This is a genomic window from Bacteroides fragilis (genome assembly GCF_019583405.1).
Taxonomy (GTDB): domain Bacteria; phylum Bacteroidota; class Bacteroidia; order Bacteroidales; family Bacteroidaceae; genus Bacteroides; species Bacteroides fragilis_B.
The window spans coordinates 932560-950639 of sequence record NZ_SZUU01000001.1 but is presented as its reverse complement, the minus strand read 5'-3'; the positions used below and the strand labels follow the sequence as shown (position 1 = coordinate 950639).

The following is an 18080-nucleotide window of genomic DNA, read 5'->3' as shown; positions in this document are numbered from 1 at the left end:
GGCGAATAGGGATGTTGTAAAACAGATCCTTATTCGCCATTTTGGATATTTATTTATAACATGAACGCCGTCATCCTTTTTTTACGAACTTTTTCAGTAAACGTGTAGCTGTGAATGATTGGCGATGGAAGATGAATACTGGTACGGCTGCCCCTACAACCAAGGCAAATAGCACGAAGATGGTGGTACTGCCATTGTGGCAAAAATCTACCAGGTATCGCAGTGAATCGGTTTCATCTTTAGTCTGCATGAACTTTGTCAGTGCAAGGATACTTTTATAAGCAAACATTCCCGGAATCATGGGCAGGAGAGACGGAAACGAGAAAACCTCTGCCGGGCAGTGAATCGCTTTGGCAAAAGGGATGGCTAATAAACCGATGGAAACAGCTGCAAAGAATGAAGCTGTAGCAATGTCCATCGTAAACAGATGTGCATGCATCAGAAAGTAACGTAATCCGTGACCTACAGCCGCCAGGAAGGCAGAGATCAATATGGCTTTTCGCGGTGGATTCGATATAATGGCAAATCCGATAGCGGCTACGGCAGCGAATGCACCGTCGAGTACGGTGGCTGTTATAAAATCTATATTTATCATAAGGTGCTGATTCCGGTGATTAAAAGGGTCATTGAAAGGCCGATCGCTATACAGATGATAAGCAGACAGGCGTTAATAAATCTCGAAGTTCCGGCCAATACATGTCCGTCGATGATGTCCATGATGGCATTGATTAGCGGTACACCCGGAATCAGATAAAGTACGCTGGTACCTAAAGCCATATCCGGAGTGTCACCCCAGTGCATCAGATAGCCCGTACTACCGATCATGGAAGCAATGAACGACGAAATGATGAATATTGCCAGATGATTCCAGTGACGTCCCATCAGTTCGGTACGGACAAAGAATCCGGCCAAGGTGGCTACAAATACGATTCCCATGGAAATAAAGTCACCTTGGAACAGGCGGCAGAAAGATGCGTTGGCAAAGGCAACCAGAATCAGTACAAGCCATTTACTTTCACGTGGTTTGCTGACAATTTCGTGATAGCGACGTTGGAGCTCGCTGAGAGACAAATGTTCGTCATATGCTTCCCAACTCAGCGTGCTGAGTGCTGAATTAATGGCGAAGTTCAGTCCCATGGGCTTGATCTTGTTTACCGTACTGTATGAATGCGAATTGTCGGCATCGCGTAATGTCATGATGATGGTTTTCTGAAAGATTGTCATGTCACAGAAGAAGCCGAAAGATTCAGCGATTCGTGATGTATTTCGTACGATTCGTGATGTCTGTACACCTACGGCCATCAGACTGGTCGAATATTCAGACAGGAATTTAGATAGTTCTTTTAGTTCTTGGTGGATGTCCATAAGGTTGGGTTAATGGTGAGTTTTTCTCGTCTTGATGATGCGGTTGATAATCAGGGCAGCAATATAGGCAACGGCGAATCCGATAATGGAAAAAATAGCCGGTTCTTGCTCTTTAAATGATTTCCGGTGCATGGCCGGTGTTGTGGCGGTGTAAGTGGCGATGGTCCTGGGAGTTTCCTGGGTTGCCGTTACAGGTTCACTGACCTGGCAACTGTCGGTAGTGGAAGCTGTAGCTTCCATGGTGTTGGTTACTAACATTTTTTTTACTTTTTCTTAAATCTGTGTGATACATACATGTTGCTTTTCCGCATTTCCGGCGTATGGGAGGAAATGTGGTTAATGTGTCAGTACAGTGTTTCGATTTCGGTTCAGGTTTTGAGTGGGGGAAGAGGATGTGTGAATAATGACACACCCTTGAACTGCGTCTTTTCGGGGTACAAAGGTAATTAAAAAAATCAGGGGTCAAAAGTTTTTTGAATGAAGAAAGGATTTGAATGATTTATGATGGACGAGGAATCATTACTGATGAATATTTTTTTAATGTGGTCATATGTATTCCATCGTTTGGGTATTCATTGATAATGTGAATCAGTAATTGAATTTCATACCGCATAGGTCTCTCAAGAACTGATTCACATGAATGATCCATTGTTTATCGTTGATTGCCCGGAAACGTAGATTGTTTATAAATCATCTTCCAGCGCAGTGCTTTTGGCATACGCCGTACTTTTTGCTTCGAAGAAGTCTGTCTTTACCATGTTGGCGTTTGAATATTGCGATACCCAATGCATGCTTTCCGGTTCCTTCCGGTTGTCTTCGTACAGAGGAGTGTAACCCAGGCTACTCCAACGGAGATTACCCAGAAAGTGGATATAGTCAGAGATCATCTGCCGGTTGAGGCCTTGGATTTGGTCGCCTATCACATATTGTCCCCATGCGATTTCCTGTTTCACTCCTTCACGCATCATCTCTTCATACACTTTCACCTTGTCAGGCGTAAACAGTTCCGGTTCTTCCTTCTTCAATTCCAGAATGATGTTGCGAAATAGCCAGAGATGGGTGTTTTCATCCCGGTTGATGTAACGGATTTCCTGAGCTGATCCGGACATCTTTCCATTGCGGCTCAGATTGTAGAAAAACATAAAACCGCTGTAGAAGTAAATACCTTCAAGGATGTAATTGGCAATTAGGGTCTTCATCAAGGCAAATCCGTCACGATTTTCCTGGAATTCATTGTAGCAATTGCCGATAAACGTATTTCTCCTTAGCAGATGTTCGTCTGTTTTCCATTGATACAGAATATCATTGCGTTCCTCCGGACTACAGATGGAGTCGAGCATATAGCTGTAGCTCTGGCTGTGTACACACTCCTGGAATGCTTGAATATGCAGGCAGAGGTTGACTTCGTTTGCCGTGATGTATTCGCTGAGTGTCGGGAGATTGTTACTCTGCAAAGAATCCAGGAAGACGAGGAAGCTCAGAATTTTATCATACGCCGTTCGTTCGGCCGGGGTCAGGTGGGGATAGTCTTTGGTATCTTGTGTCAGATTGATTTCTTCAGGTATCCAGAAGTTATTCATGGCCTGACGATACCAGTCGCTTACCCATTTGTATCGCATGTTATTGAAATCATTCAGATTGGTTGTATTGCCTCCGATCATCTTTCTGAGACGGGTTTCTGTATCACCTTCGGGATTGAAGAGGGCATTTTTCTTTAATTTTTTTGTTTCCATATCGTTTTCTTGTTTATTCGTTTATTTAAGATGCACAGCTTTCGCATTCTTCCACTTCCAATGATTTACTGCGAACGTAATATACCGTTTTTACTCCGCATTCCCATGCCAGTAAGTAAAGATCGAGTACTTGTCGCATGGTAAATTCATTGGTGATATACAGGTTCAGGCTTTGAGACTGGTCGATGTGCAACTGGCGGGTGCCTGCCGCACGGATACTCCATTTTTGGTCGAGTGTATAGGCATCTTTATATAACCAGAAGGTTTTGTCTGACAGTGCCGGTGCCACACGTGGCAGCATGGCTCCTTTTTTCTCTTCAAGGAAGAAACGTTTCATTACAGGATCGGTACCGGCAGTGGTTCCCGCGATGATACTGGTACTGCTGGTCGGTGCGATAGCGAGAAGATAGGCGTTTCGCATACCGTTTTCCGCTACTTTGGCTGCCAGCCGATTCCATTCGGGGGAAGTATATCCCCGTTTGCCGAAGTATGCTCCCGTTTGCCAGTCGCTTCCTTCGAAGTATTCATAACGTCCTTTTTCTTTTGCCAGGTCGGCACTGGCTTCGATGGCTGCATAATTAATCTGTCCGAATACTCGGTCCACAAACCGGAGATGTTCTTCGCTTTCCCAGCGGATATTGCGTATGGCAAGTGCGTGATGATAACCGCTTACTCCCAGTCCGATACTGCGGTAGCGCTGGTTGGTGATTTGCGCAAAAGGGAGTGGATAGAAATTCAGGTCGATAACATTGTCGAGAGCACGCACTACGGTGCTTACTTTCTCCTTTATCTGTTCTTCGTCCTCCAATGGGAGATGCCCCAGCGAGAGGCTGGCAAGATTGCAAACTACAAAGTCGCCAGGCCGTACCGTCTTCACCACTACTGTGTCACCCTCTTCCGTACGTATCTCGGTGGACACCGTTTCGATAGCTGCCATGTTTTGTGCTATTTCCGTACAAAGATTCGAACAGTAAATGATGCCCCGGTGAGCATTGGGGTTGGTCCGGTTCACTGTGTCACGGTTGAAGGTGAAGGGAGTACCTGTTTCGACTGCCGACCGCAACACCAATTTGACAATGTCTTTAATGCTTATACTTCTTTTGGAAAGCCGGGTATCGTTTACACAGTCATGGTATCTTTTTTCCCATTCTTCTCCGTAATAATCTTCCAGGCAATACCCTTTGATTGTCATAATCTCGTTAGGACAGAATAAGTACCATGGTTGGTTAAGGTCTTCCTTAGCCATTTTCCAAAACAGGTCCGGATAACATACCGAAGGAAAAATATCGTGAGCTTTCATCCGGTCATCTCCGTTGTTGGTCCGCAATTGTAAGAATTCCGGTAGGTCTTTGTGCCATACATCCAGATAGACAGCGACGGCACCTTGACGCATACCCAACTGATCAACAGCTACAGCTGTATCGTTCACAAGCTTCATCCATCGAATTACTCCTCCTGCTACACCTTTAAAACCCCGTATATTTCCTCCTGCCGCACGTACTTTGCCAAAGTACATTCCCATGCCGCCACCAAATTTGCTTACCATGGCAAAGTTATTGATACTGCGGTAGATACCTTCTAAACTGTCGGGTACCGTATCGATGAAACAACTTGAAAGTTGATGATAAGGTTTCCGGGCATTCGAGAGGGTAGGAGTGGCCATTGTCACCTCCAAACGACTTAGTAAGTCGTAGAATTTTTTCACCCAAGTCATCCGTTCTTTCTGTTCGGGCATAGCCAGATGGAGGGCGATACCCAGATACATCTCTTGTACGGACTCTGCCGGTTCATGGAGTCGGGTACGGATCAAGTAGCGTTTGACAAGCAGATCCAGTCCGGAATAATTAAATAGTTTGTCTCTGTCAGGGCAGATAAATCCGGCTGCTTCTTCGATCTCCTGTTGCGAGTAGGCCGCCAGTATGTAACTACCGTATAGTCCTTCTTCCGTCAGATAGCGCAGTTTGTCGTAAAACGAACGGATGCCTGCCGATGCCGCCTGCTTTTCCAGTTTCTTCGATAGTTGGAAGTTGAGTAGACGGGCCGCGATAAACTCCCAGTCAGGTGCTTCCTGAGTGGTTAGTTCCACGGCAGCCTTAATCAATGCTGCCAAACGTTCGGAATGTGGCATTTCTTGTTTGCAAAACCCTGAAAATTTTTCATAGAGCACAACAAGACTGTATTCGTGGGTGGTGAAGTCTTTCTGAATCTCTTTCAGGACATCCATCACAGTTCCGTCGCCCAATTCATTTATTATGCTGTTGAGTGCTTTTCTGCGTTCAGTCCGTTGCCAGCGGTAGAGTATGTAATTTTTGGCCTCGGCATAAAAGCCGTGTTCCATCAGACTTTGCTCCACTTTGTCCTGTATCTGTTCGACACTACGGTTTGCGGTATCTTTCCCGACAAAATTCTCCACCTCTTCTACCACCGAATAGATGATTTCGTTACTTACTTCCTGCCCTGTACTGGCAAAACTTTTTCGTATGGCGACGGCAATTTTCTCCCTGTCATAGGGTTCCGTCGTTCCGTTCCTCTTGGTTATTTCCATGAGTTATGTTCTAACTAAATATTTATAGAATCTTTTCGTACCGTTTCCCTAATCCCACGAGTGGAAACAGCCTTTGATAAACGGCAGGTCTTCTGACTGACTCCTTGTTTCCGATGCCTTCCCGGTGACTCCTTATCTATTGTACAAAAAGGTATCCCAGTGGCAACAGTTGTTATCGGAAATTCAGACGGAGCTTCACAGCAGCGGGACTGTCCGGGATTTACACCCGATTCCCTTTTAATCCGGATAGAGGAATGACTATTCGGAACCGATCAGGGAGCAAAGATAATAGAATTTGGAATGGTTGTGCAGAGAGTGTGTTTTAAAAAACAACAACTATTCATAAAAGAGCGGGTGTATTGTTGACTTGTAAAAGAGATGCAGACAAATACATCTTTCGTTGCCGGATGGGCGGATGAAAGATGCGTTTGTCTGCATTTTAAGGATAATCTATTCTTTGTTATTCTTCCGGAACGTAGATGATTTCCCCATTATCGAGTTCATAGGCGATACCTACTTTCTTTCCTTTTTTACCGCTTTTCTGCTGGTCTTCCGAAGGAGTATAACGGTTGATTTTCTGTCCCTCTTTGGTAATAATTTCCATGTTCTCTTTTCCCGGATTTTTCACCATCGTGTAGTCTTCCTGAGAGAAAACTTCGGTCATGTTGTAGCGGCTGACAAGAGCTACCATCAGGGCTACGGCAAAAACCATGGCTACATCGAATAGGTTCGATACAACACTGATCGGGTCAGCATCTTCTTCTTTTCTGAGTAGGTTTCGTTTCATCGGGCCGCACGTTTTTCGTTCAACAATTCAGAAAGGAATTCCAGGTTGGTCATGTCCTGAAGATACCAGCGTTGTTTCACCTGCTGGGTCAAGAAACCTACGGCGCCTGCTACCAGTCCGACAACGGTCGTGGCAAAAGCAATCTGCATGTTATAGGCCATTGAAGCAATGTCGCCGCTTGCCAGTCCGGCAAGGGCAGGTCCCATCGGGATAAGCGTACCCATCAAACCGAGGATAGGTCCGAGCTTTGTCAGAGTTTTAGAGATAGCCAGATCTTTATCGGCGGCTATCTCAAAGTTGGCAAGCAGTCTCTGTATCTGTGCCGGGCTTTCATGTGCCTGGAGCACCTGGCGTATGTACGATATGACTAATGATGATGATTTTTCCGGAAGCTTGTCTGCCAGTTCCATAACGGTGGCAGGAGTGAGTGCATTCAGTTCGTTACGGAGTAGTGCCTCGGTTTTGCGTATCGAGAGATATTGTCCGTAGAAACTGCCGACCAGCAGAAGTGCACGGCCGAATAATACGATAAGCAATACGATGTCAGGAACGAGTAGTCCTGTAGAAATCCAATATAAAATGTCTGATATAATATTCATTGTTGATCTGTTTTAATGAGTTGATTTACTTATTATTTTTGTGATTAATTGATTCTTTTCTTCACCCTTCGCCAAACGAGTCCGATGGCACTGCCGATGATGGTTATTCCACCGACGCCGGCCAGTGCTCCCCAATTTACTTCACTGACTCCGGCTACGGAGGTCCGTCCGTTTACGGTAGCGACAATTCCCAGAATGGCCACCAATGCGTTAGTGAGGAAGAAGAGTTCCAGCCGCAACTCCTTCTCCGGAAGGAGGTAAAGCAGTAACCAACGTCCTACGGGAATGGCTATCAGCACGCAAGCGGCATACATCCATGCCACGGTGGTGAATGGTGTCCCCGGGAAGGCAAAGATAAGATAGACCAGCCCGCTGAATAGTACCGGAAAGATGAGCAGTCCCGGAAACCATCTCAGGAAGCGGTAGGTGAGCAGTGTACGCGGTTTTACCGGATAGGCACTGGCAACATGTACCGCCAGCATGGCATAGGCCATCTGGAGGCTGACTTCGATGGTCAGCAAAACGGAAGTGTCCAGCATCAGGGCTGTGTTACCCAGCCAGTCGGCAATCTGTGTTTTCGATTGCTCGATGGCATACGGCCACATCAGTCCTGCAAACAGGGCGGCAACAGTGGCTATGATGCCGACTGCAACCGTTTTCCAGAAAGTCTGTTTCAGCAGAAAGTTGAATGCTATTAACAGCATTAATACAAGTACGACTGTATCCATACTTCTGATTATTCTGATGTTTTACGACGTTTACGGACAAAGAGTACGAGTGCCAGTATTACCACTACAACGGCTGCACCCACGGCAATGTTGCTCAGGGTTGTCTTTTGCTCTTCCGGTGTCCGGTTTATCTCTTCTTTCTTCATCACCATTCCTTTGGCATCGCCCGAAACTTTCGCTTCGCGTATTTTAGAGATATTTTCTTTGTACTGTGCGGCAGTCGGAGCGTCTGACTTGGACGCGATGTATTCGCGCAGTTTGGCGTTGTCGCATACAAAGCCCGAGCACGACGGACGATATTTATTTACCGTCTCCGTATGCAGTTTTGCCAGTTCGGCAACCTGTTCGGCACTTGCTTTCCACAAACCTTTACGGGCACTTTCGAGCATGATGGCAGTCATTTCTTCAAGCGCTGCGGGACTTTGTGTTTCGAAAAATTCTTTCACGTTCAGGTTGTATTCGTCTTTTACGTATACATTGTAAATGTTGTCCCAAAGCTCTTTGTCGATGGCGGCAGGTTTCATTACGTTCCAGCCATATGTATTGGTGACTGTCTCGGCAAATTCGGCAGCAGAGGAAGAGCCGCCTTTCATCTTCTCTTTGATGTAAGCGGGGTTGAGGATGGTGGTACGGCTTTCTACACCGACAGCCTCTTTGACTTCTTGCATGCGCATGTGATTACGGTTGCGATAATCGCTCAGGTAAGCATCGGGATCTTTGCCGGTCACGTTGCGTACGGCCAGGTTCATACCTCCCATAAACTCGTAGACATGATCGAGGCTCAACGCGCCCCATGTATTGCTTTGACGAGGCTGAACCACTACGTCCGTGCGGGTCAGTGCGGCTTCGAAGGCATATTTCCGGAAGGCTTCCCAGTTCTTTTCACTGCCATAGTAAGCCCCCATGTTATTAAGATAGGTGGCGGCTATCTCTGATTCATCTTCCCAGCGGTCACCGGATTCAACCATCTCCTGAATGCCCGTACCATACATTCCGTTGGCACCGCCGAACACACGGAATGCAGCCATTTCACGGGCATCTTTCGGACTTACCCCTTTCTCGGTCAGTGTCTTTTCGGCTTCTACCACGCTTGCCGCTACCAGATTTTCATATTTGTCGTCTTTGGCGGCCGCGGCCATCTCTACCGCACGATTGATCAGAAAAAGGCGGGAGGCCGCAATGTCGCGTAGTTGCCCCGATGTCTGTACTACTACGTCGATGCGCGGGCGGCCTAATTCGGCAGAAGGAATCAGCTTCAGATCGCTGACACGTCCGAATGCATCACGAACCGGCTCTACACCGAGCATATACAATACTTGTGCGATGGTAGCTCCTCCCGTTTCAATAAACTCGCCGGACCAGAGCGTGTAACTGACCTTACGCGGGATACTGTCATTATGGCGGCGTTGGTAAGTTTCGATGGTTTGCTTGGCAAGCGCGACTCCTTTCTCCCAGGCCGATTCTGACGGAGTGGCTTCTGCGTTGATGGCATACATGTTGCGTCCTGTGGGTAGGGTGTTGGGATTGGCAATCGGATCACCACCCGGTGAAGGTGCGGTGTATCCTCCATTGAGGGCATTGACAAGGCTGGCAAGCTCTTTCTCGGGGCTGGCAGCCAGTTCCGTTTGGTAGTTGCCTACGTTGCGGATGGTGCGTTCCACCTCCGTCAGTGCAAGGGCAAAGTTGATTTCTTCTTTGCTGTATTCCTTTTGAGCCGTTTTTTTCCCCATGGCGGCCATCATGTCCGACATGCCTTTGGCTTTATCCGCTTCCGGCTTATCTCCCTTTGAGGTATTCATTTGGGCTTTCATTTTCTTCTTCATGGCTTCCGGCATCTTATCGGCTGTTTTGCCGGTTTTATCCCCGGCCTTGTTTTTGGCGGCGGCAGCCATCATCATCGCCATCATTCCTTTCGGAGCATTGCGTGAGGCTTCTATTTCTCGTGCTTTTGCCAGTTCTTCGGGACTGACACCGGCAGTGCGGCAGATCAGTTCGTCTGTTGCCAAAGCAGGGTTGGCTATCAGTTTCTCTACTAAGGCACGGGCCGGATTCAGATAGCGTTGGGTGAAGAGAGAGCGATGCTTTTCTACATCGGCTGTTGCTTTGCCACGTTGTTTGTCGAGTGACAAGAGGCTGTAAGCGATCGGTTCGGTTGTCATGGCAAGTACGGAAGAGGTGATACGCTCCGGTTCATAGGGAATCCCCATGGTATAAAGCTGCCCGGTGATTTTTTCCGTGGCCAGTTCTTCGGCGAAGTTCTCTACACGTGCCACTTCGTCCTCGCTGTATGGGCGGTTCGGCAAGCTGTCCAGCCCCAGTTCACGATGGATGCCCAGTTTCACGGTGAGTGCTTTTACGGCAAGCGACTGCTTTTCTTTCGCTCCTGTGGTGTTATTGTAAATCTTGATTTTCTCCATCAGGTCACGGTAGATGCCCCGTACACTGCTTTCGAGGAAAGGAGGTGTAAGGTAAGATTGCAAGGTAGCATACGAACGTCGTTTGGCTATCATGCCTTCCCCCACGTTGCCGATAGAATATATATAAAGGTGTGGAAGAGCTCCTACAAGGCGGTCGGGCCAGTCATCGCTACACAACGCTACCTGTTTTCGTGGAGTGAACTCAAGGCTTCCGTGCGTACCGAAGTGGATCATTGCGTCTGCCTTAAAACCATGCTGCAACCAAAGATACGAAGCGATATAAGTGTGGGGAGGTGCGGCGTTGGTTCCATGCACCACTTGGAAGGCGTTGTCTCCGCTACCGGCTGCCATCTGCGGCATCAGTACCACATTGCCAAACTGCAATCGTGCGATGCCCAGGCGTCCGTCCGGCGTAGTCATGTATTGGCCGGGGAATTCACCGTTAGCGGCTACCACTTCAGCATATTTTCCGGGGCGTAGCGATGCTTTTACCCAGTTCTCGTATTGTTCTTTAGTCACCAGTTCGGGATTCCCTGTTTTCATGAATTCATCAAATGCGCCTTCTGCATACATTCCGAATACGGCTCCCTGTGCCTGGATCATCTTTTCCAGCTCTTTGGCGCTCTCCGGAAGGTTTTCTATCCGGTAGCCTTCTTTCTTCATTCTCAGCAGCAGGTTGTAGAGTGACGGGCCTACTTCCATTCCGCTTGCTGTGAGGGCATTTTGTCCGGGGCCTTTGTAGTAGACGATGGCTATATGCTTTTCGCTGTTGGGTTTTGTTTTCAAGGTGAGATAATTGTTCACTGTGTTGACAAATGTCTCCAACCGTTCCGGAACGGCGAAAGAGTGTTGCAGTCCTTCATCGTCCTTGTATTGGGCAAAGAGGGCGAACGGACGGATGGCACCGTCAATTTCCGGTGTCACTACGCTTTGCGAAAGAAATCCTCCCGACATACCCATCGGATCGTTTTCCCACTCTTCTACCAGGCTGTTGACTGTGAGTGGTGCAAAGAGAGGGATATTGCGTTCTTTCAGATATTCCACCATATCGTCTCCCATGCGTCCGTGTGCCATATTGATAACAGCGTCCGGTCGTATTTCACGGACGAACTCCACGAAACGGGTGAAAGAAGAGATCGGATATACATTGTGTCCGGCTTTTTCGAGTGCCTGAATTAGTCCTGTGGCATCCGCCATCTGCCCGGTGATCACAACCTTGCGGGCACCTTCATGATAGAGTCCGTTTTCACGAAGGAACTTTTCATAATCGGTTACGTTGAGAAATTCCATTTCATCATCCGGGTTCTTCACTCCGGCATGGTAAAGAATGTCGGTCGGCTTTTCTACCGGTGCTTCCGGTACGGGGGCGGAGATCAGCTTACCATCAATCTCTTTGCGGACATACGAAAGCAGATTCCGGTAATTTACTTTTCCCGCATTAGTCAGGTATTGACGTATTTGACTCATCTGTACCGAATCGAGGTTGCAGATATTGTTTGCGGGATTGGTAGCCATGGAGGTGTACACCGGTATACCTTTGTCGGCCGCCCGTTGTATCTGTTGGCGTTGTTCTTCGACGATGCGCAATCCCATACCGTTGACGAACACTATATCATAGCCCGTCAGTTCGTCCAGGTGATCGGTAGAGACCTCCCTTAGTTTGACAAATGAATTGTCGTTCGCCTTCGAAATATTTCCCAGGTTGATGGTCTGGAAATTGACAAAGGCAATCTTCGTGGCACTGAAGTAGGCTTGCCAGACGAATACCCCGACGAGTATTGCCGCAGCCACACAACAAGTGGTGATGATTTGTTTCTTTTTCATATTGTTTTTTTGTTCTTTGGTTTATTTCGTTCTTATTTATCATGGACGCAGACTTTGTTTGTCCGCTTTTTTGAGTGGTTTTAAGACCTTTTGTAATTACTTGGTTATCAGTGTTTACGTGCGGGCGTTGTCACTGTCCTATACTGATGCGGTCACTGCCCAACACTGATACGGTCACTGCCCAACACTGATGCGGTCACTGCCCAACACTGATGCGACCGTTGTCGTCCTTGTCCGCTATTTTCTGAACATTTGGTCAATGTCCAGCGACAGCCCTACGGAGAAGTTGGTTCCCGTCGTATAGGGTGAATTGGCATAATAATAGTCAGGTCGGTAGTTGAACAGGTTGTTGACGGCCATATTCACATTGATCCCCTTCCATACTCTTTGTGTGAGCGTCAGGTTCCACATGGTATATCCCGGATAAGTTACCTTTTCCGTTCCCGCATTCGGGTCATTGGAAGTATATTGATTGGTTTTCACCTGTGACAAGGCCCGTCCGTCGAGTGACAGATTGAAGTCATAATGATCCCATATCTTGCCATACTCCAACCGTACCGTGGCCGAATGGGGGCGGGTAGAGCTGAGTTTGGTCTGTCCGTCACGCATGAACTCGTGGATGTACGTATACGAGATACGTGCACCTATACCGCAAGGATATTTGGCAGAGGCATTGGCATCGATTCCGGCAATGTCTACCTGTGGGGTATTGATATATTTTTGTGCGATCATTCCGTCGGTATCTCTGAAAGAGGTGTACTCGATGCGATTGTGCACCAGGTTATAATATCCTGTCAGCGTAAAATTATAACGGTTTTTGGTATATTCTCCGGAGAGCGAGAAGTTGTGACTGGTTTCCGGCTCCAGATCCGGGTTACCATAAATCATCATGGTGTTTGCCATGTAGAAGTTCATGTGCATCTCTTTCAAGGTGGGCGAACGGAACCCTTGCGCATAAGAGCCCCTCAGCGAGCAGTTTCCTATCTTGTACATCAATCCCAGATGCGGTGAGAAATGGCGCACGTTCGATTCGGAGAAGTAGTCGAACCTCAATCCGGCAATCACGTTGAAGTGTTCCGTGGGATTCCAGTCGAACTGTCCGAAAGCATCGGCGGAATGCATGGTATAATCGGCGTTTTCTTTGAACTGATACGACATCAGATAATCTCGTAGATAGTCTCCTCCGACGGTGAGCGTGTTCTTATCGTTGAACGTATAATTGTAAAGCGCGCGTACACTGTGTTGCACATTACTGTAGTCGCGGATATCATTCTTATACGATACCAGATAGTCACTTTTGTCGTACTGGTCGAATGTGTAGGCCAGTTCCAGGTTACTTTTCGTGTTGAAGTCGTAGTTTCCTTTCAGCCCGCCACTGAATCCGCGATAACGGTTCTTGGTTTCCGAGGAGGCATCCCGTTCACGGAAATAATAGCCAGCACGTGCCGTCAGTCGCAATTGCTCGTTCGGGGTGAACATCAGGCGTTCCTTCACGTTCCAGGTTTTATTGCCGTTGATGGTCGTATAATCTCCTTGTTTTACGTTATAAGAGTCTATGTTGGTATATTGTACGTTGGTCTGGCTGTAGAACTTGCCGGCATTGAATCCTACCGTACCCCCATGCCGCTGATCATTATGTACTCCGAAACGAGTATTGAGGTTCAGATTCCACGGATCGTCCGAAGCTTTGGTAATGATATTGATTACCCCCCCGATGGCACTTGAACCATACAGCGTAGAGGCCGCGCCTTTCACTATCTCCACTCGTTCTACATTGTCCAGGTTGAGGCGGTTGTAGTCTATGTTATCCAGTGTTTCTCCGGCCAGACGTTCCCCATCTACCAGAAAGAGGACGGCATTACCGCCAAATCCCTGCATGTTGAGCTTTACCTGCTGATCCATTGAATAAGAGAACTCGATACCCGGTAGCTCTACCTGAAGCAATTGTCCGATATGGGTTGCGTCCACTTTCTTCAGATCGTCGGCTGTGATTACCCGGGTGATGATCGGAGCGTCTTTCAGTAGTTTCGGAGTACGTGTTCCGGTGATAACTACGGTACTCAGATTCATCTGATCTTCTTTCAGAATGAAATCGAGACGACCTTGACGGGCAGCTGTTGTTTTTTTTGTAGCGGTCACATATCCCACAAAAGAGACCTGTACGGTATATTCTTTCTGGTCCGGCAGTGTCAGGGTGTAGCGTCCTTCCGTATCGGTGGTGGTACCGACAGACGGTTTTTCTTTCAGGGTGATGGTGGCACCCACCAGAGGTTCCTGGGTGGTATCGATCACCCTGCCGGATATTTTATGTTGTGCGGCAGCTGCTGTCGTCAACAAGAGGGCTGCGAAGAAGCAATATGCCGATTTTAGTAGTCTTTGCATATTTATTTTTATTTGTCTTTATCAAAGCATTATGGTTCGTATGGGTAGACGTAGTCAAAAGTCATGTATCCCTTTATGCCCGCAGCATTCATGTAACTCACCAGGCGGATGGCAGCCATTGTGCCGTCTTTCATCCTGAGCAGATAGACTTTGTTGGACGGAGTGTAAATGGGAGGCATTTCACTGGTATCGACGTTGAGCCACTTTGAAAGTTCCGGATTGAAGTCCGACGGAGCATAAATCAGATAACCGTCATCCTCCATCATGTGTGAAACGTCGACAGCTATTTTATTTGTGGTCCATTCGTCGGCGACAAAGGTACCTTGAGGCATGCTGCCTGCGTTTTTCAGTGCACTCAGGCTTTGGTAATCGGTTTCAAGCACCTCACCGCCATTAGTCTTTACATCGTATCGATGAATGGCAAGGTCCCATGTGTCCGGATCATCCGCACCTTCTGCGGTAACTTTGGCCGAGTCAATCTGCAGGGTGTGCAGATTGATGTAGTTCCATTTTGCATATTGGGTAGCATCCACCCGTACCGTACCGCTATGATTGGCATGATCTATCGTAATGAAGCCGAAATCCTTTGCGGTTTCCGGTTCATCATATAGGCTGCTCAATATCCCATTACAAGCTGAGAACGATATAAGCATCGTTCCCAGCAGAGTAATGGCTAAACAAAACAAAATCGCCTTTCTCATGCTTTTTTATTTCTTTCCTTTAAACATTGCGGTAATATCAATTGGCATGGCACCGGGTTTAAAAGTGAAAGTAATATTAGTTTCACTATTGCTCACTGTACCTGAAAGAGTTCCGGTAATTGGGGTATTGTTGGTATCAGTAGTATGAATGCTTCCTTCAATCTTGAAAATACTATTGTCAGTGCTGGTAACTTTAACATCAGTTACTGTGAAGTCTCCTAAATTCATAGCTCTGCCTGTTTGAGAACTGTTCAAGTTAGATAGTCCTTTAAGAGTAAGCTCTACAGTATCATCCGATGAACGTTTTATGCTGACTTTACAATCTGTGATATCCGGATATGTAGTCGATCCGACACTGACTGATAAATTGGCTTCTTTGTTGTAAGTACCCGAAACGTGATATGATATAGGCAATGTCCCTTGTATAAATTCAATAATAAGCCCTCCCATCACACTTGGTACATTCACTTTAAGGGTTAGTTTTTGCTGTTCATCTACACTTCCTGTGAGTGTAAAATCTTTAGCACCTGCAGGTTTATCATTCATAGAGAGTTCTACCTGTCCCGATCCTTCGAATGTTTTGGAAGTAACTTTAATATTATTCAATTTAAACTCACCGGATCCGGAATCATAGGTTACATTTATAGTGCCATCTTCATTGGGAACAATCGTTGCTACTGATTTTTCACCCATTACATAGTCTGTGAACATGGCACAATTACCTATTGAGTAGCCTTCGTATTTCCCGGCTATCTCCTGAGCCTTATTCGTACCGTCATCATCGTTATTACATGCGCTAAAAAGAGATAACATTCCCAAAAGGAGAAGTGTGCTCGGTGTAAATAATTTCTTTTTCATTGTTAAAAATATAAATGTTAATTAATAGGATTGCCCTTCTTACTTTGTAATTGTTTGCAAAGGTAGGTGCACTAAAAAGGTGTTACAATACCTAAACAGAATGAAAAAGACTGGACTCAGTACCTATTAATAAGTAGATGTGCTGGCGAGTAGGGAACGAAAGAGTGGCCTGTGCCATGATCTGTAAAAATATGGTATATACAAGCAAGGAAAAACAACTTTACTTAGCTATTCATTTTGTATATTGTTATCATATATGTGGCAAAGAATTGAAATAGCATGTGATAGTTATGGCTTTTCTGAAAAGTGATCCAAGTGTTATGCTATTGTCCGAAAACAATTCAGTTTTTGAAGACAATAATATCTCTTGTAAGAATAAGAGTAGTATTGCGGATGGTCGTAGCGGGAGTTTTGGTGATGACTGCAGTAAGGTTGATGGGGTATCCGACCGTTTCTGAACATTGAGATTTCTTCATACTATGATCGTACGGCAGACTTGTCTCCCCATATGTGGCTATCGGTTGCCTGATAATTAGATATTAGTAGGTATTGCCTTCATTTGGTGATCTGCGTACTTTTGCGCCATCACCAAAACGTTAAAGTTATGATGGAACTAATCAGCAGAACCCGCAATGGAATGATCACTTACTGTGCCCATTGTAAAGTGTATCATCTGGAATTTGGCAACCTTTTCTTTCGTCTGTCCGAAGCCGGATTTGAGTGTTTACGCAATTATATTGTATCGATTAACGGACCTTACTGTGAGAGGTCGAACAGGAAAATGAATGCCAATCGGAAGATCTTTCTGAAGTTGCCGGCCCAGAATGTCTATTTCTGTGTCTGTACGGCCGAACTTGAAGAACTGAAGTCTCTGGTCTTGCTACAGTCGCCGGCCGTTGAAGAAACGGATGGCTTGATACCTTTTATGCATGATATTTCATTGAACTAATCTGCCTGTTTGTCTGTTTTTAGAATAGATAAATATCTTAATCGAGCATGGCACATTCTCACGAACATCATCACGAGCACGTCCACGAACTGACGTCGCTCAATAAATCTTTTATAATTGGCATTACGCTGAATATTTTGTTTGTCCTCGTTGAGTTCGGCATCGGTTTCCGTTATGATTCTTTAGGGTTGCTTTCCGATGCCGGGCACAACTTGGGTGATGTGGCAAGTCTTGTGCTTGCCATGCTTGCTTTCCGGTTGGCAAAGGTGCATCCCAACAGTCGTTATACATACGGTTATAAAAAAAGTACGGTACTGGTATCCCTGCTCAATGCTGTTATTCTTCTGGTTGCCGTCGGCATTATCATTACCGAGAGTGTAGAGAAGTTGTTCCATCCCGTTCCGGTTGAAGGTGCTGCCATTGCCTGGACGGCGGGTGTGGGAGTGGTTATCAATGCCGTTACAGCCTGGCTTTTTATGAAAGATAAGGAAAAAGACCTTAACGTGAAAGGAGCTTATCTGCATATGGCTGCCGATACGTTGGTATCGGTGGGAGTGGTCATTTCGGGTATTATCATCATGTACACCGGTTGGACACTTGTCGATCCGATCATCGGCCTGGTGATTGCCGTCATCATTGTCATCTCAACCTGGAGCTTATTGCACGACAGCCTCCGTCTTTCGCTCGACGGAGTCCCGGTGGGAATAGATAGCGAAAAGATCGGGCGGGTTATCCTGGAGCAACCCGGTGTGGAGAGTTATCACCATCTGCACATCTGGGCATTGAGCACTACTGAAACAGCATTGACTGCCCATATCGTGATAAGCGATCTCCGCCGTATGGAAGAGGTAAAGCGCGAGATTAAGCATGAACTGGAATATGCCGGGATCACCCATGCCACTTTAGAGTTTGAGTACAAAGGAGCATGTTGCGAAGGGGAGGATTGTATTTCTTAAAGTATATTTTCGGAGAAAAGAGCAATTTGTCAAATTGATATTTAGAACCTCGTAGAATTCCGTATTTTGTGTCCTCACCGGAAGTTGTTCGGAAAAACACCGGGAAATGCCGTTAGCGATTTTGGGTTCGGATACTTAATGTGCCGCATGGACTGCTATCTGTCGCTGATTCGGTTGCAATATGTGAAATATGGATCTCTTATTAACTAATATCGTTGCTTTCTGACACTTGGTTG

14 protein-coding genes and 1 riboswitch are annotated in these 18080 nt (G+C 46.5%); of the genes, 2 read left to right on the top strand and 12 right to left on the bottom strand.

The window, feature by feature from the left end:
* Positions 1-70 precede the first annotated feature (70 nt).
* From FDF36_RS04080 to FDF36_RS04025, 12 genes are all read right to left on the bottom strand, one after another.
* On the bottom strand, positions 71-595 hold the full coding sequence (locus FDF36_RS04080) for a threonine/serine exporter family protein (RefSeq protein WP_220390428.1): 525 nt from the start codon (positions 593-595) through the stop codon (positions 71-73).
* Positions 592-1365: a threonine/serine exporter family protein gene (locus tag FDF36_RS04075; protein WP_005788374.1), complete on the bottom strand. Its 774-nt coding sequence runs from the start codon at positions 1363-1365 to the stop codon at positions 592-594. Before FDF36_RS04075 ends, FDF36_RS04080 begins: the two co-directional genes overlap by 4 nt.
* Before the next feature lie 9 nt (positions 1366-1374).
* A complete protein-coding gene (locus FDF36_RS04070; RefSeq protein WP_005788372.1) occupies positions 1375-1623 on the bottom strand; it encodes a hypothetical protein in 249 nt (82 codons plus the stop codon).
* 425 nt (positions 1624-2048) lie between these two features.
* Positions 2049-3098 carry a ribonucleotide-diphosphate reductase subunit beta gene (locus tag FDF36_RS04065; protein WP_005788370.1) on the bottom strand — a complete coding sequence of 350 codons (1050 nt, stop codon included), beginning with the start codon at positions 3096-3098 and terminating at the stop codon, positions 2049-2051.
* Positions 3099-3123: 25 nt separating this feature from the next.
* Positions 3124-5643, bottom strand: coding sequence for a ribonucleoside-diphosphate reductase subunit alpha (locus FDF36_RS04060; RefSeq protein WP_220390427.1), 2520 nt, complete (start codon positions 5641-5643; stop codon positions 3124-3126).
* 65 nt (positions 5644-5708) lie between these two features.
* Positions 5709-5931: riboswitch (cobalamin riboswitch) on the bottom strand.
* 172 nt (positions 5932-6103) lie between these two features.
* Positions 6104-6430 (bottom strand): DUF2149 domain-containing protein, encoded by a 327-nt coding sequence (locus FDF36_RS04055; RefSeq protein WP_005778408.1) that lies wholly within the window; start codon positions 6428-6430, stop codon positions 6104-6106.
* A complete protein-coding gene (locus FDF36_RS04050) occupies positions 6427-7029 on the bottom strand; it encodes a MotA/TolQ/ExbB proton channel family protein (protein WP_005788367.1) in 603 nt (200 codons plus the stop codon). Before FDF36_RS04050 ends, FDF36_RS04055 begins: the two co-directional genes overlap by 4 nt.
* Positions 7030-7073: 44 nt before the next feature.
* On the bottom strand, positions 7074-7757 hold the full coding sequence (locus FDF36_RS04045; RefSeq protein ID WP_005788365.1) for a hypothetical protein: 684 nt from the start codon (positions 7755-7757) through the stop codon (positions 7074-7076).
* Positions 7758-7765: 8 nt separating this feature from the next.
* A complete protein-coding gene (locus tag FDF36_RS04040) occupies positions 7766-11998 on the bottom strand; it encodes a cobaltochelatase subunit CobN (protein ID WP_220390426.1) in 4233 nt (1410 codons plus the stop codon).
* A gap of 237 nt (positions 11999-12235) precedes the next feature.
* The gene (locus FDF36_RS04035; RefSeq protein ID WP_220390425.1) at positions 12236-14380 is read right to left on the bottom strand and encodes a TonB-dependent receptor; all 2145 of its coding nucleotides are present in this window, start codon (positions 14378-14380) and stop codon (positions 12236-12238) included.
* A gap of 29 nt (positions 14381-14409) precedes the next feature.
* Complete coding sequence (locus FDF36_RS04030) at positions 14410-15081, bottom strand: HmuY family protein (RefSeq protein ID WP_220390424.1); 672 nt, start codon at positions 15079-15081, stop codon at positions 14410-14412.
* A 6-nt stretch (positions 15082-15087) separates the two neighbouring features.
* The gene (locus tag FDF36_RS04025) at positions 15088-15939 is read right to left on the bottom strand and encodes a calycin-like domain-containing protein (RefSeq protein ID WP_220390423.1); all 852 of its coding nucleotides are present in this window, start codon (positions 15937-15939) and stop codon (positions 15088-15090) included.
* A 604-nt stretch (positions 15940-16543) separates the two neighbouring features.
* Between FDF36_RS04025 and FDF36_RS04020 the strand changes: the two genes are divergently transcribed.
* Positions 16544-16888, top strand: coding sequence for a DUF6686 family protein (locus FDF36_RS04020; protein ID WP_005788354.1), 345 nt, complete (start codon positions 16544-16546; stop codon positions 16886-16888).
* 47 nt (positions 16889-16935) lie between these two features.
* Complete coding sequence (locus tag FDF36_RS04015; protein ID WP_220390422.1) at positions 16936-17844, top strand: cation diffusion facilitator family transporter; 909 nt, start codon at positions 16936-16938, stop codon at positions 17842-17844.
* The last annotated feature ends 236 nt before the right edge of the window (positions 17845-18080 follow it).

Bases quoted from the DNA above. Each gene is read 5' to 3' on its own strand.
- FDF36_RS04030 (WP_220390424.1), bottom strand. From the start codon at position 15,081: ATGAGAAAGGCGATTTTGTTTTGTTTAGCCATTACTCTGCTGGGAACG.
- FDF36_RS04020 (WP_005788354.1), top strand. From the start codon at position 16,544: ATGATGGAACTAATCAGCAGAACCCGCAATGGAATGATCACTTACTGT.
- FDF36_RS04070 (WP_005788372.1), bottom strand. From the start codon at position 1,623: ATGTTAGTAACCAACACCATGGAAGCTACAGCTTCCACTACCGACAGT.
- FDF36_RS04075 (WP_005788374.1), bottom strand. From the start codon at position 1,365: ATGGACATCCACCAAGAACTAAAAGAACTATCTAAATTCCTGTCTGAA.
- FDF36_RS04035 (WP_220390425.1), bottom strand. From the start codon at position 14,380: ATGCAAAGACTACTAAAATCGGCATATTGCTTCTTCGCAGCCCTCTTG.
- FDF36_RS04015 (WP_220390422.1), top strand. From the start codon at position 16,936: ATGGCACATTCTCACGAACATCATCACGAGCACGTCCACGAACTGACG.
- FDF36_RS04080 (WP_220390428.1), bottom strand. From the start codon at position 595: ATGATAAATATAGATTTTATAACAGCCACCGTACTCGACGGTGCATTC.
- FDF36_RS04050 (WP_005788367.1), bottom strand. From the start codon at position 7,029: ATGAATATTATATCAGACATTTTATATTGGATTTCTACAGGACTACTC.
- FDF36_RS04055 (WP_005778408.1), bottom strand. From the start codon at position 6,430: ATGAAACGAAACCTACTCAGAAAAGAAGAAGATGCTGACCCGATCAGT.
- FDF36_RS04045 (WP_005788365.1), bottom strand. From the start codon at position 7,757: ATGGATACAGTCGTACTTGTATTAATGCTGTTAATAGCATTCAACTTT.
- FDF36_RS04065 (WP_005788370.1), bottom strand. From the start codon at position 3,098: ATGGAAACAAAAAAATTAAAGAAAAATGCCCTCTTCAATCCCGAAGGT.
- FDF36_RS04025 (WP_220390423.1), bottom strand. From the start codon at position 15,939: ATGAAAAAGAAATTATTTACACCGAGCACACTTCTCCTTTTGGGAATG.
- FDF36_RS04060 (WP_220390427.1), bottom strand. From the start codon at position 5,643: ATGGAAATAACCAAGAGGAACGGAACGACGGAACCCTATGACAGGGAG.
- FDF36_RS04040 (WP_220390426.1), bottom strand. From the start codon at position 11,998: ATGAAAAAGAAACAAATCATCACCACTTGTTGTGTGGCTGCGGCAATA.